We start from the raw sequence: 26301 nt of genomic DNA, 5'->3' as shown, positions 1-26301 counted from the left end.
TCGTAGCGTCATTCTTATAAAGAGTTCTATTAGGAGGCATCATGATATGGGAAATTACCATTCAGTAACCCTTGATAAAAATCGTTGTATAGGTTGTACGGATTGTATCAAGCGTTGCCCAACAGAAGCCATTCGTGTCAGACATTCAAAAGCAGAAATTACAGATGAACTTTGTATTGATTGCGGTATGTGTATTCGTGTTTGTAAAAGTCATGCTAAACGAGCACTTACTGATCCCCTGGATAAAATCAACAAATTTAAATATAAAGTTGCAATACCGGCACCAACCCTATACACACAATTTAAACAACTCAGAGATCCTAATATTGTGCTAACGGCCCTAAAGAAAATTGGATTTGATGAAGTTTTTGAGGTTGCAAAAGCGGCAGATGTTGTTACTGCATATAGCCAACAGTTGTTGGATGAAGGTAAAATTAATCGTCCTGTTATATCTTCGGCATGTCCAGCCATTGTAAAGTTAATACAAATGCGTTTTCCTTCATTAATTGATAATGTTATGCCGATTATTTCACCTAAAGAAGCCATAGCCCGTTACGCCAGACAATATTTGATGGATCAGGGACTTGCAAGTAAAGATATAGGTATTTTCTTTATTACACCATGCGCTGCAAAAGTTACCAATAGCAGGCAACCACAAACAATTAAAACCAGCGATGTTGATGGTGTCATATCTATGAAAGACATATACTTAGAGTTAATACCGGTGATTAATAAATTGAAACCGGAAGATATTGAAATTATTCAAATGAGTTCAGCTAACGGAATTGGATGGGCTGCAAGTGGTGGAGAAGGTCTTGCTTCAAAAGTCTATAATTTGGTTGCTGTTGATGGTATTGAAAATGTCATCACTATTCTAGAAAGAGTTGAAAACAATAAGCTAGATGTTGATTTTATAGAATGTTTGGCTTGTGTGAATGGATGCTTAGGTGGACCTTTAACCGTTGAGAACTCTTTTGTGAGTACGAATCGAATGGGAAAAATAAAAAAGTATGTCAAGCAACATGGAAAAACAAGAGATCTAAACATTATTAATCCCAAAATACGGCTCAAATGGGACTATGCCCTTGAAGTGACACATGTCAGAAAATTGGATGACAATATGATGGTGGCTTTAACTAAAATGGAACAGATTGATGATTTACACAAAACATTACCTCGAATTGATTGTGGATCTTGTGGCGCTCCAACCTGTAAGGCTTTTGCTGAAGATGTCGTTAGAGGAGATGCAATTATTGAAGACTGTATTTTTATGTTAAGAGAAAAGGTAAGGTCCATGGCAGAGGAAATGATGTCACTCAGTGGTATTTTACCACCTTCCATTGATCAGAATAGGAGAGAATCATGACCATAAACGATGTTCAAAAAATACTTAATGCAACTGTAGTGACCCAATCAACTTATGAGAATAATAGTGTTCAATCCGGATTTGTTGGCGACTTGCTCAGTGTTGTAATGGGAAAAGCGAAAGAGCAGTGCGCATGGATCACCATACAAGGCCATATTAATATCATTGCAGTCGGTACCTTGATTAATGTTGCTTGTATTATTGTTACTGAAGACTTTAAAGTGGATGAAGATGCTATTTCAAAAGCGAATGAAGAAGGTATTGTTATTATGACGACGCACTTATCCTCTTATGAATCAGCTGCCTTATTGTCTAAAAATGGTTTGGAATAGGTGTAATCTTATGAAAGAATTATCCATGCATATATTAGACATTGCAACCAATAGTGTTCGAGGTGGTGCGAGTCAAATTCTTATATCCGTCTCAGAGGACTTATACAATAATGAATTTCGCTTTGACATACAAGATAATGGAAAAGGTATTCCAGATGAGATTCTAAGTACGATTAAGAATCCTTTCACCACATCACGTACCCTTCGAAAAGTGGGTCTAGGTATACCATTATTAGATGAAAACTGTCGTCTATGTGATGGTTATTTGAAGATTGAGTCTCAAGTTGGTTGTGGTACAACGCTAAAATCTATGATGGTATATGACCACATTGATCGTCCTCCTATGGGTGATATTGTAAATACAATAATCGGACTCATCACTTCCAATGAGAACATTGATATTTGTTATAGACATAACTATAATGAAAATAACTTTGAAGTCAGTACGAAAGCTTTGCAAGAAGCTTTGGAAGATGTACCTTTAACTTCAATAAGTGTAATACAATGGTTGAAGGAATATCTTACTGAATCTATTGATGAACTTCGACAATAACAACAAATAATGCTTAAAGCGTCAAATTAAAAAACAAACAAAATAAAGGCGCAATCCGATGGTAAAGTTAAGACGATAATGGATTGATTGTTGCCTAAATTTGTTTTTTATAAATACAGTATGTATACATAATACACTGTAAAGTCATGTATAATGAGACTTGGAGAAATTAAACATGATTCGTAACATTGTCAACTATGTATCAATTGTTGTGGTAACAGTCCATTTGTATTATTATATGTACTGAGCCATGATGCATTGTATATAGGTTTAAAGACTCAAGTTAATAATAAGTCTAAGGCAGTTTTAGTTTGTAAATCAAACAGTTGCAAATAAAAACAGAATGGAGGTTGCCTATGGCAGCATTTACTTTCAAACGTGGAATTCATCCACCGGATCACAAAGAATCAACGAATCAAAAACCCATAAAAATATTAAAGCCGATTGGAGATCTAATTTTTCCAATGGCACAACATATTGGGGCACCATGTGAGCCTATTGTCAAAAAAGGTGATCGTGTTTTATTAGGACAAAAAATCGCTGATTCAGAAGCATTTGTTTCTTCGCCGATTTTTAGTAGTGTTTCAGGGACCGTCAAGTCCATAGAAGAAGTGGAACACCCTAATGGGTTTAAGTGCAAGGGTATTATTATTGAAAACGATCATCTCTATGAAGACGATCCAAGTTTGAATCAAGTTCATGATTATAAGAACATGACAAACGAAGAGATATTAGAGATTATTAAAAATGCAGGCATTGTAGGTATGGGAGGCGCGACCTTCCCAACCCATATAAAACTTGCACCACCACCGGATAAAAAAATTGATTATATCATTTTAAACGGTGCTGAATGTGAGCCTTATTTGACGTCAGATCATCGTATTATGTTAGAAGAAACAGATCGTCTGATTGCCGGCCTTAAGGTTTTACTAAGCATGTTTAAGGATGCTAAGGGAATCATTGGTATTGAGGCAAATAAACCGGATGCTATTAAAAAAGTAACAGAAGCAGCTAAAGCAGAGCCTCGTATTGACGTGATTACATTACATACTAAGTACCCACAAGGTGCTGAAAAACAACTCATATATGCAGCAACAAAAAGAGAAGTACCCTCTGGAAAACTACCTTTTGAAGTTGGGTGCATCGTACAAAATGTGGATACCATTGTTGCCATTCATAGAGCGGTTGATCGTGGACGACCTTTAACACGTAGGATTGTTACAGTTACAGGCGATGCCATCAAAGAACCACAAAACTTTAAAGTTAGACTGGGTACCAGTTATAAGGAACTGATTGAAGCTGCAGGCGGTTTTGTTGAAGAACCGGCCAAAATCATTTCAGGTGGACCTATGATGGGTTTTGCTATGTATACCATGGATGTTCCGATTATAAAAGGTTCTTCTTCCATATTATGCTTAACGAAAAAAGCCATAGCAACAGAAGATGAGAGTAATTGTATGCGTTGTGGTAAATGTGTTAGCGCATGTCCAATGGGTCTTTTACCTTTTGAATTAAACAAATTTGCATTGGCACAGGTTGAAGATGAATTTGAGGCGTATAACGGTATGGATTGTATGGAGTGCGGTGCATGTTCTTATATTTGTCCATCGAAAAGACATTTACTCCAATCCTTTAGGACGACCAAGAAACAAATCCTTACAAACAGAAGAAAATCTTAGGAGGCTCATATGTCAGATATGTATATAATTTCTTCATCACCGCATATTAAATCAAGAGATTCGATACAAAAAACGATGTTAGATGTTTTAATTGCTTTGACACCCGCTGCCTTATTTGCTATTTATTATTTTGGTGTCGGTGCCTTTAGTACCATCGTTGTTTGTATCCTATCTAGTGTTTTTGCGGAATGGGGTTATACAAAACTAATGAAACAAAAAAACACTGCAATGGATTTATCTGCTGCTGTAACCGGCTTGCTACTGGCACTTAACTTACCAAGTTCTATTCCGTGGTGGGTTTCGGTTATGGGTAGTTTCTTTGCCATTATCATTGTCAAACAACTTTTTGGTGGCCTGGGTCAAAATTTTATGAACCCTGCTTTGGCTGCGAGAGCTTTTCTCTTGATTTCTTTCACGGGTCTAATGACCACGTGGGGGGGTATCGATGGCGTTAGTGCTGCAACACCACTTGGGATTATGAAAGAGGGAGGGCAGTTGATGCCGCCACTTTTTGATACCTTTATTGGTACAATACCGGGTTCTTTAGGTGAGACTTCAGCCATCGCATTAATAATTGGTGGTCTGTATTTAATGGCAAGAAAAGTAATTTCATGGCGTATACCAACCATTTATATTGCTACGACGGCCATTATGGTTCTGCTATTTGGAGGAAAAGGTTTTGATTTGACATTTTTAGGCTATCATATTTTTTCAGGAGGATTGATGATTGGTGCCTTTTTTATGGCAACAGATTATGCCTCCTCACCAACGACGCCCAAAGGACAGATCATTATGGGCTTGGGATGCGGTTTGCTGACAGCTCTGATTCGACTTTTCGGAGGGTATCCAGAAGGTGTATCTTTTGCAATCTTGATTATGAATCTTTTTGTACCACTTATTGATAAATACACAGTTCCAAAATCATTTGGGGAGGTGGCAAAATAATGGCTAAACAATCAGATAATATCATTAAAAACGCAATGATTCTATTCATGATTACTGTAATTGCCGGAACACTACTGGGGTTAACTTATGAAGTTACCAAAGAACCTATCCGTATACAGCAAGAAAGACTTAAAAATAACGCTTTAAAAGCCGTCGTTTTTGAGGCTACTGAATTTTCATTGATAGATTTAGAAGAAGGTTCTAGTGAACAAGGCATTGTAAACCTGTATGAAGCGACAAAAGATGGTGCAATAATTGGTTATGCTTTTGAGATGACGGCAACAGAAGGTTATGGAGGCAATATAGCTTTAATGGTCGGTATCGGCATGGATGATCAAATACTTGGTGTCGATGTCATTCGGCATAATGAAACACCGGGTCTTGGTGCTAAGATTACTGAATTAGCCTTCAAATCTGAATTCGAGGGACAACCTGTTGCACCCTTAACGGTTATTAAAGGTGCACCAACCGGTAATCCTGGTGATATAACATCCATTAGTGGTGCTACCATAACATCTGTATCTGTTACGAATGCGGTAAATGTTGCCACTCAATATTTTAATGACAACATGGCGGAGGTGAAATAGATGAAAAGTGCTATAAAAAGATTCAAATCAGGTATTTTAGATGAGAATCCTGTTTTTATCCAAGTCCTTGGCATGTGTCCTACTTTGGCTGTAACAACTTCTGCCGAAAATGGTATCGGTATGGGGCTTGCTACAACGGTTGTACTCATTATGGCCAATCTGGTTATTTCTCTTCTTAGAAACATTATACCTTCAAAAGTTAGGATACCCGCTTTCATAGTTGTCATTGCCTCATTTGTAACCATAGTAGATTTCATGCTTCAAGGTTTTGTACCGGCGCTTTATGCTTCACTCGGTATATTCATACCCCTTATTGTTGTTAACTGTGTTATTTTAGGACGTGCAGAAGGCTTTGCTTCAAAGAACAAGCCATTTATATCCGTTGTTGACGGATTGGGTATGGGTCTTGGTTTCACACTTGCTCTTGGCGCCATTGGTGCTGTTAGAGAGATTTTAGGTGCAGGGACACTTTTTGGTCTGAGTGTTATGCCAGCTGGCTATGTTCCAATATCTATAATGATACTAGCGCCTGGTGCGTTCTTAGTTCTAGGTGTATTACTGGCAGCATTTAATTATGTTTTGGCAAAAGCAGCCAATAGAAATTAGGAGGTTATGATGGATTTATTATTATTTTTTATCGGTGCCATCTTGGTCAACAACATCGTGCTTTCAAGGTTCTTAGGTGTTTGTCCATTTTTAGGTGTTTCTAAAAAAGTGGAGACCGCTCTTGGAATGGGTCTTGCCGTTACATTTGTTATGACTCTGGCATCAATTATGTCCTATATTGTTTATGAATTTATACTTAAGACACTTAATATTGAGTTTTTATATACCATAGCATTTATACTGGTCATAGCATCCCTTGTTCAATTGGTTGAGATGATTATACAAAAAACAAGCCCTTCTTTATATCAAGCCCTTGGGGTGTTTTTACCTCTTATTACAACCAATTGTGCTGTACTTGGTATTGCCGTTATAAATATGCAAAATGAGTATTCACTCTTTAAGAGCATCGTTAGTGGGTTAGGTACCGCTATTGGTTTCACACTAGCGATTGTCTTAATGGCAGGTATTAGAGAACGTATTGAATACAATCCAATTCCAAAATCTTTTAAAGGATATCCAATCGTACTCATTACTGCTGGGCTTATGGCGATTGCTTTCCTAGGATTTACAGGATTGATCAAATAAGATGGAGGTATTAGGATGGAAATGACAAATATAATATTTTCGGCTCTAAGTATTGGCGGCCTTGGATTAATCTTTGGATTAGGACTTGGGTATGCCGCCAAAAAATTTGCCGTTGATGTCAACCCTCTCGTCGCAGAGGTTAGAGAAGCTTTGCCAAGTGCCAATTGTGGTGCTTGTGGATATGCTGGATGCGATGCTTTTGCTAAAGCTGTAGTCGAAGGAGACGCTAAAACCAGTGGTTGTCCCGTTGGCGGTCAAACTTGTGCAGACGAAGTTGCTAGAATCATGGGTGTAGAAGTGAGTGATCTTGATCCCACTACAGCTTTTGTTAAGTGCTTCGGTGATTGTGACAAAGCGAAGGAAAAATATATCTATATGGGTGTGGCAGATTGTATCGATGCAAGCCAAGTTCAAGGTGGTGGCTCAAAAGCGTGTTCTTACGGCTGCCTTGGTTTGGGTAGCTGTGTCAAGGCCTGTATGTTCGATGCCATTCATGTGGTTAACGGTCTTGCCGTCGTGGATGAAGAAAAATGTACTTCATGTGGTCTCTGTGTATCTGCGTGTCCAAAAGACATCATAGAAATCATACCTTTAGCATCAAAAGTACGCGTTAATTGTAACTCTCAGGAAAAAGGTAAGGATACAATGAAAGCATGTAGTGTAGGTTGTATTGGTTGTCGCAAATGCTCTAAGGCTTGTGAATATGATGCCTTTACCTTTACGAATGGTTTAGCAAAAATCGACTATGATAAATGTGTTCAATGTGGTGCATGTATTGAAGTTTGTCCTACTAAAGCGATCACACAACACTAATATTATGATTTATTCATTAACAGACTGGCTCATATAAAATGAGTCAGTCTGTTTTTCTTAATCTATACCTTGAAAAACTATACAAATAAATAGGCCTATGATAAAATAGAACTGCGTTGACATATAGGGAGACTTTATGTGCCCGGATTTATGTTCTACTCATGTTTCTAAAAGGTACTTAAGAAAAGGGGATTAATATGACATATCAAAGAAAAAGCACAAAAAACGGTTGGACTTTATTTCTACTCGTATTGACCGGTATTGTTCTTGGTGGTTTCATCGGTAATTTGGCACAAGGCGTACCCTATTTGAAATGGCTAGACTTCGGCTATAAGTTTGGTATGGTAGGGAACCCATTAGAAATAGATTTAAAAGTTATTGAACTGACATTTAAGATATTAATCAGAATTACTGTATCCAGTATTCTAGGTGTAGCCCTATCACTATTTGTTTACAGAAAGTTATAATTATGAAATCTATAGAAATTATTTTAGCGTCAGGATCACCTAGACGCAAAGAAATTCTCAACAATTTAAAACTATATCCACGGGTAATTAAGTCTAATATTGACGAATCACATAAACCTAATGAAAAGCCTCATGCTCTTGTCCATAGACTTTCATATGAAAAAGCCTATGCAGTTGCAAAAGAACTCGATCAAGGCTTGATTATTGGGTCCGATACGATTGTGGTTGTAGATAATCAAATCCTTACTCAGCCTAAAACAACCACAGAGGCTATAGCTATGTTGACTGCGATAAGCGGCAGAACCCATCAGGTTTTGACAGGCATGACTTTAATACACCAGCCGGGTCATGAAGTATTTACACAAGTAGCTATGACCAATGTAATCATGAACCCTCTTTCGGAAACATGGATACAGGACTATGTAGCGACAGGCGAACCAATGGATAAAGCAGGTGCTTATGGTATTCAAGGTATTGGTGCCACCCTTGTTAAACGAATTGATGGAGAATACAGTACGGTTGTCGGATTGTCCGTACAAACCTTAATGGATGGCTTCAAATCTTTGAATTTAAATTATTTTGATCTTATAAAAGACCAATTATATGAATAAATCGTCTACAAAAGAGATAGAAAACAGGAGATGAGAGACTTGTTATCGGGGGGGTAATATGCAAAAAATAATGACCATCAAAGAAATTCCAAGTGAAGAACGACCGTATGAGAAACTAGAAATGCGAGGTGCCTCTGCTTTATCCGATGCAGAACTTCTTGCTATTATCATTAAATGTGGTACCAAAGAAGAAAAGTCAACAGATATAGCGATGCGCGTTCTGAACCAACATACTTCCGGTTTGATTGGCCTGCACAAGTTGACTATGAAAGAACTACAAACGATAAAAGGTATAGGTCGCGTTAAAGCGATACAATTAAAAGCAATCACTGAACTTTCTAACCGAATGGCAAAAGCTACTTATAAGGAAAGAATTAATGTTCATTCGCCTTCATCTGTAGCTTCAGTTTATATGGAAGCCATGCGGCATTTAGAATGTGAGCATTTCAAAGTGGTCATATTGGACACGAAGCATAATATAATTGGAGATCATACACTGTCTGTTGGTACAGTCAATGCTTCTCTTGTACACCCTAGAGAAGTATTTATTTATGCTTTAAGACACCATGCCGTTAGTATCATACTATTACACAATCACCCAAGCGGAAACTCCACACCAAGTAATGAAGACATCGCCATTACAAAGCGTATACAAGCATCAGGAGAAATAATAGGTGTTACCTTACTTGACCACATTGTAATTGGTGATGGAAATTATACCAGCTTAAAAGAAAAAGGTTTTATTAATGGTTAGACTTTAACCATCAGTTAATGGAGGCAATATGTCAAGAAGAAGGCGTTTAACATCACAGAAAATAATGACAGGGATATCCGTCCTTTTTCTTTTCTTAATGATTTTAACATGGGAGACGAGGACGGAAATCACACCTATTGAGAAAAGCGTGGCCTATGTTGTTATACCGGTACAAAAGGGCGTTACTTATTTTGGAGACTGGTTAGTAGGCAGTGTGAATTTTATAAAGAATATTAATGAGCTTGAACAACTTAATCAACTATTAAGTGAAGAAGTTCATCAATTGATCTATGAAAATAAAATCCTAGAACAATCTAAATCAGAGTTAGAAAGACTTAGAACATTGTATGAACTTGATCAGCGTTATGCTGATTATCCTAAAACAGGTTCTAGAGTTATTAGTAAAGATCCCGGTAATTGGTATCATGTTTTTGCAATTGATAAAGGGGAAAGTGCAGGATTCAAGCCGGATATGGTGGTTATGTCAGGTGCCGGTTTGCTTGGAAAAATTATAGAAGTCGGGCCTAATTATTCCAAAGTACGTTCTATAATAGATGATAAAAGCAGTGTTAGTGCGTTTATTGTTCGTACAGAAGACTTATGCATTGTTAAAGGTGACTTAACCTTGTATAACGATGGTCTTTTAAGAGTTGAGTATATTGGAGAGGATGTCAATTTGATTATTGGTGATGAAGTAACCACTTCTCATCTTGGTGAAGTCTACCCGCCGGGAATACTGATAGGACACATTGTGGAAATTGAAAATAACCCGAACCGATTGACTCAAGTTGCTTATCTTAAGCCTGTAGTAGACTTTAAACATATGGAAGAGGTTCTGGTCATCAACCGCTTGTGGAGGAACCAATGAGAAAAGTACAATTTGCTCGTTTTTTTGTTATTGGATTAATCATACTCATTAACCTAATTTTACAGCCTATCGTGTTCCAGGAAATAGCCTTCAATGGTATTGTACCCAATATTTTTGTCATCACTATTGTTTCTTTTGGTCTGTTAAGAGGACGCGCAGAAGGTGCTGTTGTAGGTGTTATTATTGGTTTATTACACGATATTTTTTATGGTGATGTTATAGGCTTTTATGCTTTAATATACATGTATATTGGTTACGCTACCGGTTTTTTTTATCGAACTTTTTACAGAGAAAGTCTGCTTGTACCTATTGCTATGATTGGCATTGCTGATTTTTTTCAAAATTTTATCGTTTACTTTTTTACATTTTTATTTAGAGGTCAGTTAAAGTTGAACCAATATTTTACTATGATTATTATACCGGAACTCATTTATTCCGTATTTGTGGGCTTCATACTTTATCGAATTTATTATTTTATTAATCTCTACGTGGAAAAGAACGAGTGGTTAAAGGAGAATGAAGATTAATTGAAAACACTATTTAAAGCAATATATAGCTTTCTTACTCATAGACTATTTTTATTACTACTGATTGTATTTGTCCTATTTTACATCTTAGTTATGCGACTTTTTGAACTTCAAATTGTAGAAGGTGAAGCCTTGGCAAAAGCCTTTGAACTTAGTGTTATTAGGGAAGTCAGTATAGAGGGACATCGAGGCAATATATATGACCGAAATGGTTATCCGCTTGCAGAAAACATTATATCTTACACTGTCTTTTTGAATGACAGCATAGAAGTACCTGACAAGAACCAAATGATTCATGAACTCATCGGTATCATTCGAAATAATGGCGATGCTTTGGTAGATGAATTTCCTTTAAGACAAACTGAAGATGGGTTTGAGATTATTGGTACTGAAAAACAAATCCTTAACTTTAAGAAAAACGTATTCAATTTGAGATATACTAGCCAGTTAACAGAAGAACAGATTGCTATGGAGCCTTATGAAATATATCTGTTTCTAAGGGATCAACGTTTTAATATTGATGCTAAGAATTATACAACTGCAGAGACACTGGATATATTAAATGTCCGATATGCCCAATATATAAAAAGATATTCAAAATATCAACCTGAGGTTATAGCGACCAATGTCAGTCAAAAAACTTTAGCGGTATTGGAAGAACGAAATGATATTTTCCCTGGTGTGTCTATAGTTGAAACCCCTTATCGTGTATATAATGATGCACCCTATTTTGCACATATCATTGGTTATACTAGGAAAATAGATTCTGAACGCTTAGAAGTCTTAAAACCTTTAGGCTATACTGCTGAAGATACAATTGGTGTCATTGGAATAGAGAAGGAGATGGAGTCCCACTTAAGAGGTTATGATGGTGCACAAAAAGTGGAAGTCAATAACCTAGGCAAGACGATGCTTGTTATTGACAACATTGATCCTATTATGGGATATGATGTATACCTAACCATCGACAGGGACTTACAGATAAATACCTATAATATTCTTGAGCGACAATTGGCAGAAATTATTGTAGACAGAATGCTCATGCGTTTGCCAAACACGAGAGAACAAAGATACATACTTTTAAAAGATATATATGATTCTATTTTTCGATATGACCTTATAGATACACGGTTAATTAACCCGGAAAACAGTGACGGACAAACACGAATCTATAATACCATGGTATCGACAAAAGACCAGATGGCTTCATATGTTATTAATGAAATAAAAAACGACACGCCACCACAAAATTATAATAAGTACGGCACTATCTACACATATTTTCTGGAGAATCTAAGAACAGAAGGTATTCTAGATAAAGGTTATAGATCTGATGAGAACTTTGTTGCTTTTAAGAAGGGGCAGATTAGCTTCAGAATATTAATGACTGAATTTTATAAAGCAAATCTTTTGATTCTTCCTGAAGCACTAAAAGATGCCGGAGAAGAAGAAGCTTTTGCATATGTAATTAAGTTCATTGAAGAAGAAAGTGCTACACGTTATGATTTTACAAAATACATATACATGTACCTCTTAGATCAGGAAGCATTTAGTTATTATGATCTTACATTTTTAATCCTTGATTTTGGATTGGTAACAGCTACAGAAGAAGACATCATAAATCTAAAAAGCCGTAGATTGGCACCTATTGATTTTATGAAACAAAAGATCTTAAATATTGAAATAACACCACATCAATTGGCCTTAGACCCTTCATCCGGTGCGGTAGTCGTTACAGATGTGGATACAGGTGAAGTTCTAGCTCTAGTTAGTTACCCCTCATATGATAACAGTCGCCTAGTTAATAATTTTGATAACAATTATTATGCAAAGCTTTTATCCGATCCTACAAGTCCATTGTATCCAAGAGCAACTTATGCAAAATCCGTTCCAGGATCAACCTTTAAAATGGTTACAGCCATTGCAGCACTAGAGGAGGGCATTATAAGACCGACAGATCGTGTTCTGGATAGAGGTATTTTCACAAAGATATTTCCTTCACCTAGTTGTTGGATTTATAATCAAAACAGAGGAAGTCATGGATCTATTAATGTTATACAGGCAATAGAACATTCCTGTAATTATTTTTTCTATGAGATGGGTTGGCAACTAAGCTTCAATGAAGATGGTCGTTATAGTGATGCACACGGTATTAGCGTGTTAGCAGATTATGCTAGCCGATTTGGATTAGATTCAAAAACCGGTATTGAGATTGGTGAAGCATCTTCCACACTGGCTGAAAGAGATGCTGTTAGGGCAACAATTGGTCAAGGTACACATGATTTTACACCTGTTCAATTAGCAAGGTATATGAATACCCTTGCAAATAACGGTAAAATGCAGGAACTTAACGTCGTGGATAAGGTAATGAATAAATCTGGTGAAGTGATAGTGGATTATACGCCTAAAACTATTATTGAAAATGACTTCAATCAAAACCATATAGACGTAGTCAAAAAAGGTATGTTGGAAGTAACAGAAGGTTCTAGTGGTACTGCTAGATCTTATTTTGCTGACTTTCCCATATCCATTGCCGGTAAAACTGGAACTGCAGAACTGATTAAGTCAAGGGCCTCTCATGCAATATTTACTGGATTTGCACCTTATGATGACCCGACTGTATCGATTGCAACCGTTATACATTTTGGCTATTCCTCGAGATATGCCGCATTAAACTCCAAAAAAGTTCTGGCCATGTATTTTGAAGTTAATAAAGAGGCGGAAAATTATACAACCGGTAATAAATTGAATTAATCGGTCTAAGAAACATCTTGTTCAACTGTATACAATGGACGCGTTATTATGTATAATAAGGATTAGAAAAATTTTTATTGAATTAAAGAGGGTTTAAGATGGATTATATGAATGAATTGGTATTAATCAAAGGCAACCGTTATGGACTTAATTTTATAATGAATCAAGATGCTGATTTTGAAGCCCTCCTATCGGCTATAAAAACAAAACTAACAGATGGTAAAAAATTTTTTGGGAACGCTAAAGTGTCTATTGGATTTGAAGGACGAAGCCTAAGTGAAACTCAACAAGAGTCAGTTATTCAAATGATACATGAACTAACTGACATGGAGGTTTTTTGTGTCGTCGATGACAATATACCGGTGGTGTCTTCGGAAAGTTTGAAAGCTATGGCTACATTAACAAAAGAAACAATGCCTAAGCAAGTGTTTCCTGAAGAAGTGGCCGTCTTTCATCAAGGTACATTAAGATCCGGACAAGAACTGAATATGGATACAGGTATCGTTATATTAGGTGATATTAATCCGGGTGCAAAAGTTACAGCAAAGGGTAACATCGTTATCCTTGGAAGTCTGAAGGGTTATGCTCATGCCGGATGTGATGGTGAAAGACAAGCATGTGTTATTGCTCTAAACATGCAGCCAACCCAAATTCGAATAGGAGATGTGATTGCCCGGTCTCCGGACAAATTCGAAAAAAGTAGAACGGTAGCACAAATAGCATTTATCGAAGACGAACGTATCGTCATAGATCATATTGAAGGTAACACCCATAAAGATTTTAAAATCTTAAACTAAAATGCAAAGGGGATCAAGCTCGTGAGTGAATGTATTGTAATTACTAGTGGAAAAGGTGGTGTAGGTAAGACCACCACAAGTGCTAATATAGGTATCGGTTTAGCTATGTTAGGTAAAAAAGTAATATTGTTGGATGCTGATATCGGTCTTAGAAATCTAGATGTCGTTTTAGGACTTGAAAACCGTATTGTATATAACCTTGTTGATGTTGTAGAAGGCAACTGTCGTTTAAAACAAGCCCTAATTAAGGATAAGAAATTTCCGGAACTATTTTTATTGCCAGCTGCACAAACCAGAGATAAGGATGCTGTATCGCCTGAACAAATGAAAGAACTTTGTGAAAATCTTAAAGAAGATTTTGACTATGTTATTATTGATTGTCCGGCAGGTATCGAACAAGGTTTCAAGAACGCAATTGCAGGTGCTGACAGAGCAATAATCGTTACAACACCTGAAATTTCAGCGATTAGAGACGCAGATAGAATTATTGGATTGCTTGAAGCCAATGAAATGAAGGACCATCGTCTAATTGTTAACCGACTAAGAACAGATATGATCAAGCGAGGAGATATGATGTCTGTTGAAGATGTTATTGATATTCTGGCTATTGATCTAATTGGTGCTATACCTGATGATGAAAACATCGTCATATCAACGAATAATGGGGAACCCATTGTTATTAATCAAGATGTTCTATCTGGAAAAGCGTACTTGAATATTTGTAAGCGTATTATGGGAGAAGATGTTCCCTACTTAGACCTTAATGTAAATGTAAGTTTTTTCAAGAAATTGAGAAATATTATGGGGATAAATAATTAGAGAGGAGCCTTATAATGGGATTTTTTAGTAAAAAGAAGCATTCAAGTAGTGTTGCAAAAGATCGTTTGAAGTTAGTTCTTATCCACGACAGGGCCAACTGCAATACCGAGTTGCTTGAAATGATGAAGCAGGAAATCATCGATGTTATAAGTCGTTACATGGAAATAGACGAAAAAGGTCTTGAGATTAATCTGGGAACAACTTCCTCAGAATATGAAAATGGCATTGTACCGGCCCTTTATGCCAATATTCCAATTCGTAACATGCGTGTTCCAGGCAAGAGAACGTAATATGTTTAAGCAATATGACTTTAAACGTTTTGACTACGTGTTGGTTTTGCTCATTGCCTTACTGGGTATTATCGGTATTGTTGCCATTGGAAGCGCAACACGTGTATATAGCCCTGACGGAACCAGTGAAGTTGTAAACAAACAAATGATTGGCTATATTCTAGGCTTTTGTATGCTGTTGTTTTTTGCCTTTTTTGATTATCATTGGTTAGGAAAACTAGCTATTCCAATCTATATATTTAGCATACTTTTACTGTCATTGGTATTGGTTGCAGGCGCATCTGCTAACAACGCAGTAAGATGGATCGATTTAGGTCCATTCAGATTGCAACCTAGTGAATTTGCAAAGATTTTTCTGGTATTGGTGCTTGCCAAGTATTTTGATAAGTTTGAATCCAGGATTAATCAGTGGTATATAATCTTAGGTTCTATACTGTTAACCCTTGTGCCAACAATTCTTATCATAAGGCAACCGGATCTTTCTACGGGTTTAATTATGTTTTTAATACTGGCCTTCATTATCTATGTTTCCGGTATTAGTTATCTATATGTGGTTGGAGCAAGTGCTGTGTTAATACCATCGGCTCTTATTGGACTTTGGTACATTCAACAGCCAGATCAAACCCTACTAAAAGGATATCAAGTGAATCGAATCATATCCTTAATTCGGCCGGATAGTGTTGACCCATCATTACTTATGCAAACCAATAACTCCATTCAAGCCATTGGTTCAGGGCGGATATTTGGAAAAGGACTCTATTTAGGTAAGGTCAATCAATATGATTATTTACCGGAGCCTCAAACGGATTTTATCTTTTCTATAATTGGTGAAGAATTTGGTTTTTTTGGGTGTACGATTGTTATACTCTTGCTGTTTATACTTATATTAAAATGTTTGTGGATTGCTAAAGACGCAAGTGATTTATTTGGCAAATTAATTATCACAGGTGTAGTAGCAATTATTACATATCAGTCCTTTATTAATATTGGTGTCACAATTGGCATTGTACCTAACACAGGCATACCTTTACCGTTTATTAGTGCAGGTCTAAGTTCTTTAATGGCCAACATGATTGGCATGGGTATTATACTCAACATTGGCATGCAGAGGAAATCAACACTAAACAAGTAGCTTTAATGTAACAATTCATAATTAAAGGGGGTCTATTCATGAACATAGGTTTAATCGCTCACGACAACAAAAAAAAACTCATGCAAAATCTGTGCATAGCCTATAAAAACATTCTATCAAAACATGATATATTTGCGACAGGAACGACAGGTAGGCTTGTAGAAGAAGTAACCAACCTTTCTATACAGAAATACCTAGCTGGACATCTAGGCGGACAACAGCAGCTTGGATCTCAGATTGCTCATAATCAAATTGATATGGTGATCTTTCTAAGAGATCCATTATCTCAGATGCAACATGAACCTGATCCTTCAAGTGTTATCCGCTTATGTGATATTCATAATATTCCAATTGCAACCAATCTCGCAACGGCGGAATTACTGATTAAATCTTTAGAACGTGGTGACTTAGAGTGGAGAAATGCTTTATAAATCAAACAAGGAAAGAGGTCAATCATGATTGACCTCTTTCCTTGCTCATATCTATTGATGGATAATATGTCGGAATCAACTTTTATCTTTTTGACACGTTATCCAATTATTAAATCAGTTACCAAAATCCACTTGTATTATGCTTTTATTAAGAATTCTTCCAAGAATTCCGGAACTTTACAAGTATCACAGGTTAAACTAAATACAAATCGAACGTCAAATTTATCGGATACCGCTTTTAATTTTTTAATTAATTCATCTGATTTTGAGATTTCATCGATGTGCGCTTGACGGAGAAGTCCATCAGCATAGACCTCAGTGATATCATTATCTTCTGATAGAATACCACACATGAATCCAAAGAATTCCTTATAATCTGCAATTGGATAATCTGAAATATTAATATATCGTATTTCGTGTCTTAAATCGTACATATGACTTGAATCCAAATCAATATAGACAATGTGCCCCTTAGTAGTTTTAAGAGCATTATTGGCCATATCGATTAATGCCTTTGTTTTACCTTCACCTGTATCACCTGCAACTAATCGTATCATAGCAATCTCCTCCTTGACATTAAAATGAATCCTCGTTTCAATCAGACTTATGTCTGAGAGCTATAGTATAATATTCTATGTTTGTTAGAGCTTTCCTTTTTTTAATTCAACATTTATAAAAAAAGTTTGTAATATTTTTATATTTTGTACATATCATACAACGAAAGAAGAAAAAATGAAAACACTATATAATATCTATAGTCAATACTTAAAAAAAGAATACGGTGAAAAAGTTTATAAACTACCTATTAATCTCCCCATAACATGTCCTAATAGAGATGGAACACTAGGTAGTCAAGGTTGTTATTTTTGCAGTGAGAAAGGTGCTGGCTTTGAAGCTTTACCATCGACTCAATCTGTAGCAACACAACTAAGGTCCAATATGAAGTATATTGGTAAAAGGTATGGTGCCAAGCAATTCATCGCTTATTTTCAAAATTATACAAACACTTATATGGCATATGAAGTATTTAATGCATATATACAATCTGCCTGCATAGAAAATATTGTAGAAATCGATATCGCTACAAGACCGGATTGTATTTCACGTGAACATTTAGAAATATTAAAAAACATCCGTGACACCTATGATGTTGAAATTGTCATTGAACTTGGTCTTCAGACAACCAATGATGACACATTAAAACAAATCAATCGAGGTCATGATGTTATGTCATATATTAACGCAACTCAATTGATTCATGAATATGGGTTCAAGGTATGTACGCATTTGATTATGAACTTGCCTTGGGATGAAGATGATGAAGTTATACAAATGGCTTTGCTGATGAATCAACTGGAAGTTGAGATGGTAAAACTACATGCTTTATACATTGCAAAAGAAACCGTATTTGAAGACATGTACAATCAAGGATTGTTCAAGATGAACACTATGGAAAACTATATAGAAAGGGTCGTGAGTTTTTTGACCTATCTTAATCCGAATTGTGCTGTTCAAAGATTGGTCAGCCGAGCTCCAAAGGAAGACACCGTGTTTTGTAATTGGAATACCAGTTGGTGGATCATTAAAGAAAGTATTGAAAAAAAATGTTGAAAGAAGGATTATATCAAGGTAAAATGATATAATGTCTAGAGAACTTATTGTAATGAGGTGGTCAAATGTCATCTAAGAAAAATAACAACCGCTATCTAAAACTGAAATCAGAAGCATCTCTAAAAACAGAGGCAACTAAACACTTGAATTTTGGTGTTTTTGTCTTCGTACTCATATTGGCGTATTTGGTTTTTATCATGATTTCTTTTGCTGTGAAGGAAAAAGTGAACTACACCATTGCAGAACTGGGCACCTTATCCCATTCAAATACATATACAGGTTTAGTCATTCGAAATGAAAAAGTGTCCCTTGCCGACTCAGCAGGTGAAATTCGCTACTTCTTAACAGAGGGTGCTCGTGTTCGAAATACTAATACGGTTTGTGGCATTATAGCTGATACGGATTATGTTGCACTTTTAGATGAAGAGATTTTCAAAGCGAATCAAAAGCTAGATAGTAGTGATCCATCTTTTGAAGATAGTTATGGTTATCTACAAAATCGAATTAAGAATTATGTAATAAACCAACATAACAAAAAATTTGAACATACCTATACTGTAAGAAAACAGTTGGAAAATGATATAAGCGATATAAGGAATACCGTTATTATTCAGCAAAGAAGTTTGGGGCTTTCTGACAGTTCTAATATTGATATGCTAGAAAGTGAACTTGGCAATAGTATCCGGATGCATAAGGCAACCAGCAGTGGCTTAGTTTCTTATATTATTGATGGTATGGAGGATATTACGACGGAAAGCTTTACTATTAGTGATTTAAATCGTAGGCCAAAAATCCAAGATACCGTGACTAAAAGTAATATTTCTGTTGGACAACCTATATTTAAAGTTATCGACAATTATTTATGGCATATTGTGGCAGAAATTGATCCTGAGAGCGCAAAACTACTGGAAACGATGAACTACAAAACCATACATTTTGTAGAAAAGAACATAGAGATTGTTGCAAAAATTCAAGTATTTACGGATGATAATAAAACTTACATAAAAATAGAAGCAGACCGTATGTTAAATGAGTTTTTAAATGAACGTTTTGTAGATTTTAGAATCATACATGAAAATCATCAAGGAATAAAAATACCGGAATCTGCAATTGTCAAAAAAACCTTTGCAGTTATACCTGCTCAGTACTTTGGATATCTTAGTGGTCAGTATGGTGTCTATAAAAAAGTGAGCTCTGAAGAAGTACCTGGAGATAGCACCATAGATTTTGCAACAGCAAGATTGTTTTTAAAGGTGGATGATCTTGTCTATGTACCTATCTCTGATAGGATACAAGTTGGTGATGTGTTGTCCTATACAGATCCTGAAACAATAAGTACAACGGAGTTTATCATTGACCAAACAGAGGATTTAGATGGCGTTTATGTGGTCAATAAAGGATTTGCTGATTTTAAATTTATACAAACAACCTATAAAGACATTGATTATCGTATTGTTGCGCCCTACACACCCTATGGTATAAGGATTTATGACCGAATAGCAACGGAAGGCATAACAACAACAGAATACCAAACCATCAATTAAGGAGGCCAGTATGATTCAAGATAATCTTAATACCATTAACCATCAAATCGCAGAAACCTGCCTTAAAATTGATAAGAATCCAAATAGCATTGTCTTAGTAAATGTATCCAAAACAAAGCCACTTAGTATCTTAGAAGAAGGCTACAAGGCTGGTATGCGTATTTTTGGTGAGAATAAAGTTCAGGAGTTATGTGACAAGTATGAACAGTTCAAAAAAGAGGACATACAATGGCATATGATTGGGCACCTACAGCGCAACAAAGTCAAATATATTATTGACAAAGTAGACCTCATTCATTCTGTGGATTCATATCGTCTTGCAGAAACGATATCAAAAGAGGCAAAGAAGAAAGATATAATTGCCCACATACTCATACAAGTCAATGTAGCACAAGAAGAAAGTAAATATGGTTTTGAATCCCAAAATGTTATTGGTATGGTTAAGTCCATACATCGATTGGAGAACCTCAAGATTGAAGGCCTTATGACCATCGCACCATTTGTTGACAACCCTGAGGAAAATCGCCCTATATTTAAAGCTTTATACCAACTTTCTGTTGACATAAAAGAACAAAACCTTGATAATGTGAGTATGGATGTCCTCTCTATGGGTATGACCAATGATTTCAAGGTAGCAATAGAAGAAGGGGCCACCATGATACGTATCGGAACCGCATTGTTCGGTGATCGAAATTATTAATATAAGGGGTGAACATTATGGCAAAATTCATTGACAAAATGATGGATATGATGAAATTAAACGACTATGAAGATGAGCAAGAAGATATTGATGTTCGTGAAGATTACATACAAGAATCGGCTTATCGCCAAACCGTCAAAGACAATCAAGAGGAACAAACAAGGTCTTTTAGAAGTTTTTCTGGTGGTAAGGACACGACGAGTGCTTCTAAAGTGGTCAATTTTCAAGCAAGTGTACAAATGGAGGTTGTTGTCATTCAACCGGAATCCTATGATGAAGCACAAGATATTTGCGATCATATAAAAAGCCAACGTCCGGTTATTATCAATCTTGAAAATATGGAGCGCAATGTTGCTCAGCGTATTATGGATTTTGTAAGCGGGTCTTGTTATACATTGAATGGTAATCTTCAAAGAGTAACAAATAATATCTTTATTATTGCCCCGGAAAACGTCGATGTTGCCGGAGATTTTAGAGAAGAACTCAAGTCAAACGGCATAATTTTACCATGGAAGACTCAGGAAGATTAATCACCGACTATTTTGGAGGATTTATGACAGTTTTATTCATTCGTGCATTGTATTATTTTCTAGTTATTTTAAGTACCTTGATTGTTGTGAGTGCCTTGATTTCTTGGTTACCCATTAATCATGGTAGCTTTTTAGTGCGTTTATTGCACAGCATCATTGACCCGGTACTTGGACCTATAAGGACGATGATCAAAAAATCGATTTTTGGTGGCGCGAATATGGCTTTAGATTTTTCACCTTTTATTGCCTATTTAATTTTAACAACTTTACAGAACTATTTACGTCCATATATGTAAGGTGGCTTACCTCTTATGGAAGTGAAAGATAAATCCGATCAAATGTTCATTCATAGACTTGAAGACCTTTCTCGTAAGGCAAATGCTATGAATTGGATTACCAATACAGATTTCTTAAATCAACATCAGTTGTCTTTGGCTAAGGACTATCTGAATAAATCCGGTACATTATATCAAACTTACGGTGGCTATAATCAAGCGGAAAGAGTCCTTTTGTTTCTTAAGCCAACATGTGTTTTTGATGATTTTGACTATGATTATGATGATTATGTCATGTATATACGAATGCAGTTGCCTTTTATACTAAGTGGGAAAAATCTTACCCATCGTGATTATTTGGGTGCTCTCATGAGCCTTGGAATAGAACGCAAATTAATAGGGGACCTTTTAGTTGATGAACAAGGTATGTCATTGATTTGCATGGCTTCTATTGGTGATTATATTATGAATCAAATGGTGACCATTGGGAGAAACAAAGTTAATCTAAGCAAAATCACCAAAGTAGCGTTCGAACAAATGAATCAACAATCCTATAAAAATATACAAGGTACCGTGGCATCATTAAGATTGGATAATATTCTCAAGCTGGGAACAGGACTATCACGTCAAAAAAGTGTTAACCATATTCAATTGGGTCGTGTCTTTGTCAATGGTAAGGAAGTGACCCAAATTAGTAGGATTCTAAAAGTCAAAGACATCATCTCTATTCGAGGTGTAGGTAAAATACGTTTGACAAGTATTGGAAAAATGACAAAAAAAAATCGAATCGTAGTAGAAATCGATCACTATCAATAGGAGGGTAATAATGGCTAGACTAACACCAATAGACATAGAATCAAAAACATTTACCAAAAGCGTATCAGGTTACAATAATCGTGAGGTAAAAACCTTTCTTCGAGAAGTTTTGGTAAATTATGAGCAACTTTATAAGGAAAACATTGAACTTAATGACAAAGTTAATATGCTAAATGAAGGCATTCAATATTATAAAACCATAGAAGATGTTCTGCAAAACACTTTAATTCAAGCTGAAAAAATGGCAGAAGAAACCAAAAACTTAGCACGAAAAAAAGCTGAGCAGATTATTAAAGAAGCTGAAATCAATGCTCAAGCGATTGTCAATGAAGGTAAAAATGAAGTATATTCAATTAATAAAAAAAGAGAAGAACTCATTAAGCAATATGATGCGTCAAAAATACAAATCAAGCATTTCTTAAATGCTCAACTTGAGATGACTGAAAAGAATGAACTTGAGTTATTAAAAAGTATTAATGCAGTACCACTAAATGGGTCCTATACCTTTGAAGAAGATGTAGAAACAGATGATGAAGTGGAAAATGTTGAAAGTGATGAGACCCTTGAGTCATAAATAATCACAAATACGCACAAACAACTGTCTAAGTAAGCTTAGGCAGTTTTATTTGGAGGGCATATGAATTCAATACAAGTAGAAACACCACTAAAAAAATACACCATACATTTTGAGGCTTCTTTTGAACCTTTACGTGAACAAATATTGAAACTTAGGAAAAACTACAGTAAAATTGCGATTATATCCGACGATCACGTTGCACCTTTATACACATCTGAAGTTAAAAACACCCTTGAAGGACTTAATATCGAAGTTTTATCTTTTGATTTTGCTCACGGTGAAGTTAATAAGAATTATAAATCGATTAACTTAATCTATGATTTTTTGATAACCCATCAATTTGACCGCCAATCTCTATTAATTGCTTTGGGTGGTGGTGTGGTAGGGGATATGGTTGGATTTACGGCGGCCACCTATATGCGTGGTATTGATTTTATCCAAGTACCCACGAGTCTATTGGCTCAGGTTGACAGCAGCATCGGTGGTAAGACAGGGATTGATTTTAATGGCTATAAAAATATTGTTGGGGCTTTCCATCAACCTGAAATGGTATTTATTAACACGAAGACTTTAAGAACTTTACCTGTCCAAGAATTTGCTTCAGGTATGGGTGAGGTCATTAAACATAGTTTGATTAAAGACGAAGCTTACATGTCATTTTTAGAAAGTCGTGTTGATGACATTAAAAGTCTGAATCATGAAGCCATTACAGCCTTAATCAAAACATCTTGTTTAATAAAATCAGATATTGTATCAAAAGATGAAAAAGAGCAAGGTCTTAGGGCTACGCTTAATTTTGGTCATACAATCGGACATGCGATTGAAAGATTAATGGATTTTGAACGTCTTCACGGAGAATGCGTTGCACTTGGTATGATGGCAGCTTCTTACATAAGTTACATACTAGGTGATTTAACTCAGCAGGATTTGGATAGAATATCTTCTCTAATGGGTTTATATGATCTTCCAATTGGCATTGCAGATTTATCACCGGAGGCTATTTATAAAGAGTTATTTTTTGACAAAAAGACCAAGCATCATCAGCTTAGTTTTGTTCTCCTTAAAAGGATAGGAACCTGTTATATGGACAATAATATAGAAGAGAAATTGATTATGGAAGGTATTAAGGCAATCCTTAATTAGGTGTTTCGTATGTTTATAACAAGTATAATTTGCATAATAGCTTTGGTTGGCTTTGACCAATGGACAAAATGGTGGACCATCGCACACTTAAAACATCAAAATGACATCATTGTTCTTGATGGCATCTTTAAACTTACCTATGTTGAAAACCGTGGCGCAGCCTTTGGTATGCTACAAAATCAAATTGCTATTTTTGCCCTTTTTACAATTATAACGATGTTGGTCATGATTATGATCTATTATATTCTTCCAAGACAAAAACTATATATACCTTTGAGGGTTACGATGGTTCTTTTATTTTCAGGTGCTTTAGGTAATTTTATTGATAGAATACGTGATGGCTTTGTAGTCGATATGTTTCATTTTCACTGGTTTGAATTTCCTGTTTTCAATGTGGCAGATATCTTAGTGGTCATCGCATGCTTTTCACTTATTTACCTTGTATTGTTTCATTACAATGAAGATGATTTAGATATTAAGAAATGGTTACGTGATCGTCATGAATAATCAAGAATTTGTTGTAACTAAAGAGGAAACAGGTGAAAGAATTGATAAATTCCTTACTTCAAAGTTGACCGATATAACAAGGTCTCATATTCAAAAGTGGATTATTGAGGAACAAGTTACTGTAAATCAGTTACCAGTCAAATCCAATTATAAGGTTCATATGGGGGACACCATAAAGCTGATCATACCCGCTGTTAAAGAAGTCCCAATTACACCAACACCTATGTTTCTGGATATCGTTTATGAAGATCAGGATCTACTTATTATTAATAAGCCAGTTGACATGGTTGTACATCCTGCACCTGGTCATTACGAAGATACTTTAGTTAATGGTATCATGCATCATTGTAAAACAAGTCTTTCCGGAATCAATGGAGAGTTGCGTCCAGGAATCGTCCATCGAATCGACAAAGATACTACAGGACTTTTGGTTGTGTGTAAGAATGACCATTCCCATGTACATATTGCAGAACAGCTTAAAGAACACAAAGTAGATCGTCTCTATGAAGCCATCGTCTATAATAATGTAAAAGAGGATACTGGGACTATAGAAGGACCTATTGGTCGACATCCTATTCACCGAAAAAAAATGTCGATTAATTTTAAAAACGGTAAAGAGGCGACTACCCATTACAAAGTCCTAAACCGATTAGAACATGGGTTTACACATGTTGAACTCAAACTAGAAACGGGTAGAACCCATCAGATTCGTGTGCATATGGCCAGTATCAATCATCCACTACTTGGAGATCCTCTATATGGTCCTAGAAACAGCCATATGAAGTTGCCGGGACAGATGCTTCACGCAAAGACGCTCGGCTTTATACATCCATCGACAGGCCAGTATATGTCCTTTACTGCATCACGACCCATAGACTTTGAAAATGCATTGTTACGTCTTGGATATAAAAAATAAAGCATGTTCATCATAAAAACATAGACAATTATAGAACTCTATGTTAAATTATATTTAATGTTTTGTCCTTTAACCATGTTTGGTTAAAGCATCAAAAAAACTCAAATTTAATTAACTAGAATCTTTTTAAATTAGTTCCGTGAGACTAATAAGAGGTTGTCGATCGTAATTGTTACGGCTTCTTATTATGTTGTTTAATAAGAAGTCTTTTTATTTGCTAATAAGGAAGGAATACGACTATGAAATACATATTGGACCAACAAGCCATAGGACGCATGGTTACACGTATCGCTCATGAAATCATTGAGAACAATAAGGGCGTATCCGATGTCGTAATTCTTGGTATTAAAACAAGAGGGGTACCACTTGCAAAAAGAATTGTAAATAAAATTGAAGAAATAGAGGGATTTAAAGTGCCTTTTGATTCACTTGACATTACCTTCTACAGGGATGATTTGGAGAAGAAAAGTATACAGCCTGTCGTTAATAATCAGCTACATATAAATGTAAATGATCATATCGTCGTACTTGTGGATGACGTGGTCTATACAGGAAGAACATGTAGAGCTGCTCTAGATGCGGTTATGGATGCGGGACGTGCTAGGAAGATTCAGTTTGCAACCCTTATTGACAGAGGACATAGAGAATTACCACTTCGAGCAGATTATGTGGGCAAAAATGTACCGACTTCCAAAGAAGAAATTGTTTCCGTTCATTTAGTAGAAATCGATGGGGAAGACAGTGTCGTTATCGAGTAACTTGATTT

At 35.9% G+C, this 26301-nt stretch carries 32 protein-coding genes; 31 read left to right on the top strand and 1 reads right to left on the bottom strand.

From position 1 onward, the window contains the following. Nucleotides 1–46 precede the first annotated feature (46 nt). From P0N36_RS02575 to mgsA, 20 genes are all read left to right on the top strand, one after another. Nucleotides 47–1366, top strand: a complete 1320-nt coding sequence (locus tag P0N36_RS02575) for a [Fe-Fe] hydrogenase large subunit C-terminal domain-containing protein (protein ID WP_275841269.1) — start codon at nt 47–49, stop codon at nt 1364–1366. Beyond that, nucleotides 1363–1698: a DRTGG domain-containing protein gene (locus tag P0N36_RS02570; protein WP_275841268.1), complete on the top strand. Its 336-nt coding sequence runs from the start codon at nt 1363–1365 to the stop codon at nt 1696–1698. The genes P0N36_RS02575 and P0N36_RS02570 overlap by 4 nt, the downstream gene beginning before the upstream one ends. 10 nt (nt 1699–1708) lie before the next feature. Further along, nucleotides 1709–2251: an ATP-binding protein gene (locus P0N36_RS02565; RefSeq protein ID WP_275841267.1), complete on the top strand. Its 543-nt coding sequence runs from the start codon at nt 1709–1711 to the stop codon at nt 2249–2251. A 356-nt stretch (nt 2252–2607) separates the two neighbouring features. Beyond that, nucleotides 2608–3930 (top strand): electron transport complex subunit RsxC, encoded by a 1323-nt coding sequence (rsxC, locus tag P0N36_RS02560; protein WP_275841265.1) that lies wholly within the window; start codon nt 2608–2610, stop codon nt 3928–3930. A gap of 9 nt (nt 3931–3939) precedes the next feature. Next, nucleotides 3940–4875: an RnfABCDGE type electron transport complex subunit D gene (locus P0N36_RS02555; protein WP_275841264.1), complete on the top strand. Its 936-nt coding sequence runs from the start codon at nt 3940–3942 to the stop codon at nt 4873–4875. After that, complete coding sequence (locus tag P0N36_RS02550; RefSeq protein ID WP_275841262.1) at nt 4875–5462, top strand: RnfABCDGE type electron transport complex subunit G; 588 nt, start codon at nt 4875–4877, stop codon at nt 5460–5462. The genes P0N36_RS02555 and P0N36_RS02550 overlap by 1 nt, the downstream gene beginning before the upstream one ends. Next, a complete protein-coding gene (gene rsxE / locus P0N36_RS02545) occupies nt 5463–6068 on the top strand; it encodes an electron transport complex subunit RsxE (protein WP_275841261.1) in 606 nt (201 codons plus the stop codon). It begins immediately after the preceding gene. A 6-nt stretch (nt 6069–6074) separates the two neighbouring features. Continuing rightward, complete coding sequence (rsxA, locus tag P0N36_RS02540; protein WP_334305347.1) at nt 6075–6653, top strand: electron transport complex subunit RsxA; 579 nt, start codon at nt 6075–6077, stop codon at nt 6651–6653. A 15-nt stretch (nt 6654–6668) separates the two neighbouring features. Beyond that, complete coding sequence (locus P0N36_RS02535; protein ID WP_275841259.1) at nt 6669–7466, top strand: RnfABCDGE type electron transport complex subunit B; 798 nt, start codon at nt 6669–6671, stop codon at nt 7464–7466. A 197-nt stretch (nt 7467–7663) separates the two neighbouring features. Further along, entirely contained in the window at nt 7664–7933 is a 270-nt protein-coding gene (locus tag P0N36_RS02530; RefSeq protein WP_275841258.1) for a DUF4321 domain-containing protein, read from the top strand. 2 nt (nt 7934–7935) lie between these two features. Next, complete coding sequence (locus tag P0N36_RS02525) at nt 7936–8544, top strand: Maf family protein (protein WP_275841257.1); 609 nt, start codon at nt 7936–7938, stop codon at nt 8542–8544. 58 nt (nt 8545–8602) lie between these two features. After that, a complete protein-coding gene (radC, locus tag P0N36_RS02520) occupies nt 8603–9298 on the top strand; it encodes a RadC family protein (RefSeq protein ID WP_275841256.1) in 696 nt (231 codons plus the stop codon). Nucleotides 9299–9326: 28 nt separating this feature from the next. Continuing rightward, complete coding sequence (gene mreC / locus P0N36_RS02515) at nt 9327–10166, top strand: rod shape-determining protein MreC (protein ID WP_275841255.1); 840 nt, start codon at nt 9327–9329, stop codon at nt 10164–10166. Then, entirely contained in the window at nt 10163–10693 is a 531-nt protein-coding gene (gene mreD, locus P0N36_RS02510) for a rod shape-determining protein MreD (RefSeq protein WP_275841254.1), read from the top strand. Before mreC ends, mreD begins: the two co-directional genes overlap by 4 nt. Further along, nucleotides 10694–13447: a penicillin-binding transpeptidase domain-containing protein gene (locus tag P0N36_RS02505; RefSeq protein WP_275841252.1), complete on the top strand. Its 2754-nt coding sequence runs from the start codon at nt 10694–10696 to the stop codon at nt 13445–13447. 98 nt (nt 13448–13545) lie between these two features. Continuing rightward, on the top strand, nt 13546–14244 hold the full coding sequence (gene minC / locus P0N36_RS02500) for a septum site-determining protein MinC (protein WP_275841250.1): 699 nt from the start codon (nt 13546–13548) through the stop codon (nt 14242–14244). 21 nt (nt 14245–14265) lie between these two features. Beyond that, nucleotides 14266–15063 carry a septum site-determining protein MinD gene (gene minD, locus P0N36_RS02495; protein WP_275841249.1) on the top strand — a complete coding sequence of 266 codons (798 nt, stop codon included), beginning with the start codon at nt 14266–14268 and terminating at the stop codon, nt 15061–15063. Nucleotides 15064–15077: 14 nt separating this feature from the next. After that, nucleotides 15078–15353: a cell division topological specificity factor MinE gene (gene minE / locus P0N36_RS02490; RefSeq protein WP_275841247.1), complete on the top strand. Its 276-nt coding sequence runs from the start codon at nt 15078–15080 to the stop codon at nt 15351–15353. A gap of 1 nt (nt 15354) precedes the next feature. After that, nucleotides 15355–16485 carry an FtsW/RodA/SpoVE family cell cycle protein gene (locus tag P0N36_RS02485; protein WP_275841245.1) on the top strand — a complete coding sequence of 377 codons (1131 nt, stop codon included), beginning with the start codon at nt 15355–15357 and terminating at the stop codon, nt 16483–16485. Nucleotides 16486–16523: 38 nt separating this feature from the next. Continuing rightward, the gene (gene mgsA, locus P0N36_RS02480) at nt 16524–16916 is read left to right on the top strand and encodes a methylglyoxal synthase (RefSeq protein WP_125135552.1); all 393 of its coding nucleotides are present in this window, start codon (nt 16524–16526) and stop codon (nt 16914–16916) included. A 137-nt stretch (nt 16917–17053) separates the two neighbouring features. Here mgsA and P0N36_RS02475 read toward each other — a convergent pair whose 3' ends face one another. Further along, nucleotides 17054–17473, bottom strand: coding sequence for a twitching motility protein PilT (locus tag P0N36_RS02475; RefSeq protein WP_275841243.1), 420 nt, complete (start codon nt 17471–17473; stop codon nt 17054–17056). 175 nt (nt 17474–17648) lie between these two features. On the opposite strand from P0N36_RS02475, the gene P0N36_RS02470 reads away from it, so the two are divergent. The 11 genes from P0N36_RS02470 (at nt 17649) to pyrR (ending at nt 26293) form a co-directional block, all read left to right on the top strand. Further along, nucleotides 17649–18527 carry a TIGR01212 family radical SAM protein gene (locus P0N36_RS02470; RefSeq protein ID WP_275841241.1) on the top strand — a complete coding sequence of 293 codons (879 nt, stop codon included), beginning with the start codon at nt 17649–17651 and terminating at the stop codon, nt 18525–18527. 65 nt (nt 18528–18592) lie between these two features. Then, the gene (locus P0N36_RS02465) at nt 18593–20071 is read left to right on the top strand and encodes an HlyD family efflux transporter periplasmic adaptor subunit (RefSeq protein ID WP_275841240.1); all 1479 of its coding nucleotides are present in this window, start codon (nt 18593–18595) and stop codon (nt 20069–20071) included. 10 nt (nt 20072–20081) lie between these two features. Further along, nucleotides 20082–20771, top strand: coding sequence for a YggS family pyridoxal phosphate-dependent enzyme (locus P0N36_RS02460; RefSeq protein ID WP_275841239.1), 690 nt, complete (start codon nt 20082–20084; stop codon nt 20769–20771). Between the two features lie 17 nt (nt 20772–20788). Continuing rightward, nucleotides 20789–21301: a cell division protein SepF gene (locus tag P0N36_RS02455; RefSeq protein WP_275841238.1), complete on the top strand. Its 513-nt coding sequence runs from the start codon at nt 20789–20791 to the stop codon at nt 21299–21301. A gap of 23 nt (nt 21302–21324) precedes the next feature. Continuing rightward, nucleotides 21325–21597, top strand: a complete 273-nt coding sequence (locus tag P0N36_RS02450) for a YggT family protein (RefSeq protein ID WP_275841237.1) — start codon at nt 21325–21327, stop codon at nt 21595–21597. A 15-nt stretch (nt 21598–21612) separates the two neighbouring features. Continuing rightward, entirely contained in the window at nt 21613–22392 is a 780-nt protein-coding gene (locus P0N36_RS02445; protein ID WP_275841236.1) for a YlmH/Sll1252 family protein, read from the top strand. A gap of 10 nt (nt 22393–22402) precedes the next feature. Then, nucleotides 22403–22966 carry a DivIVA domain-containing protein gene (locus P0N36_RS02440; protein ID WP_275841235.1) on the top strand — a complete coding sequence of 188 codons (564 nt, stop codon included), beginning with the start codon at nt 22403–22405 and terminating at the stop codon, nt 22964–22966. Nucleotides 22967–23029: 63 nt separating this feature from the next. Continuing rightward, nucleotides 23030–24112, top strand: a complete 1083-nt coding sequence (gene aroB, locus P0N36_RS02435) for a 3-dehydroquinate synthase (protein WP_275841234.1) — start codon at nt 23030–23032, stop codon at nt 24110–24112. Nucleotides 24113–24121: 9 nt separating this feature from the next. Further along, the gene (gene lspA / locus P0N36_RS02430) at nt 24122–24619 is read left to right on the top strand and encodes a signal peptidase II (protein WP_275841232.1); all 498 of its coding nucleotides are present in this window, start codon (nt 24122–24124) and stop codon (nt 24617–24619) included. Next, the gene (locus tag P0N36_RS02425) at nt 24612–25535 is read left to right on the top strand and encodes an RluA family pseudouridine synthase (RefSeq protein ID WP_275841231.1); all 924 of its coding nucleotides are present in this window, start codon (nt 24612–24614) and stop codon (nt 25533–25535) included. The genes lspA and P0N36_RS02425 overlap by 8 nt, the downstream gene beginning before the upstream one ends. Nucleotides 25536–25774: 239 nt before the next feature. Then, complete coding sequence (gene pyrR / locus P0N36_RS02420) at nt 25775–26293, top strand: bifunctional pyr operon transcriptional regulator/uracil phosphoribosyltransferase PyrR (protein WP_275841230.1); 519 nt, start codon at nt 25775–25777, stop codon at nt 26291–26293. Nucleotides 26294–26301: the final 8 nt, after the last annotated feature.

This window comes from Petrocella sp. FN5 (genome assembly GCF_029210395.1).
Classification (GTDB): Bacteria; Bacillota; Clostridia; order Lachnospirales; family Vallitaleaceae; genus Petrocella.
This window is presented reverse-complemented; position numbering and strand designations above follow the sequence as displayed.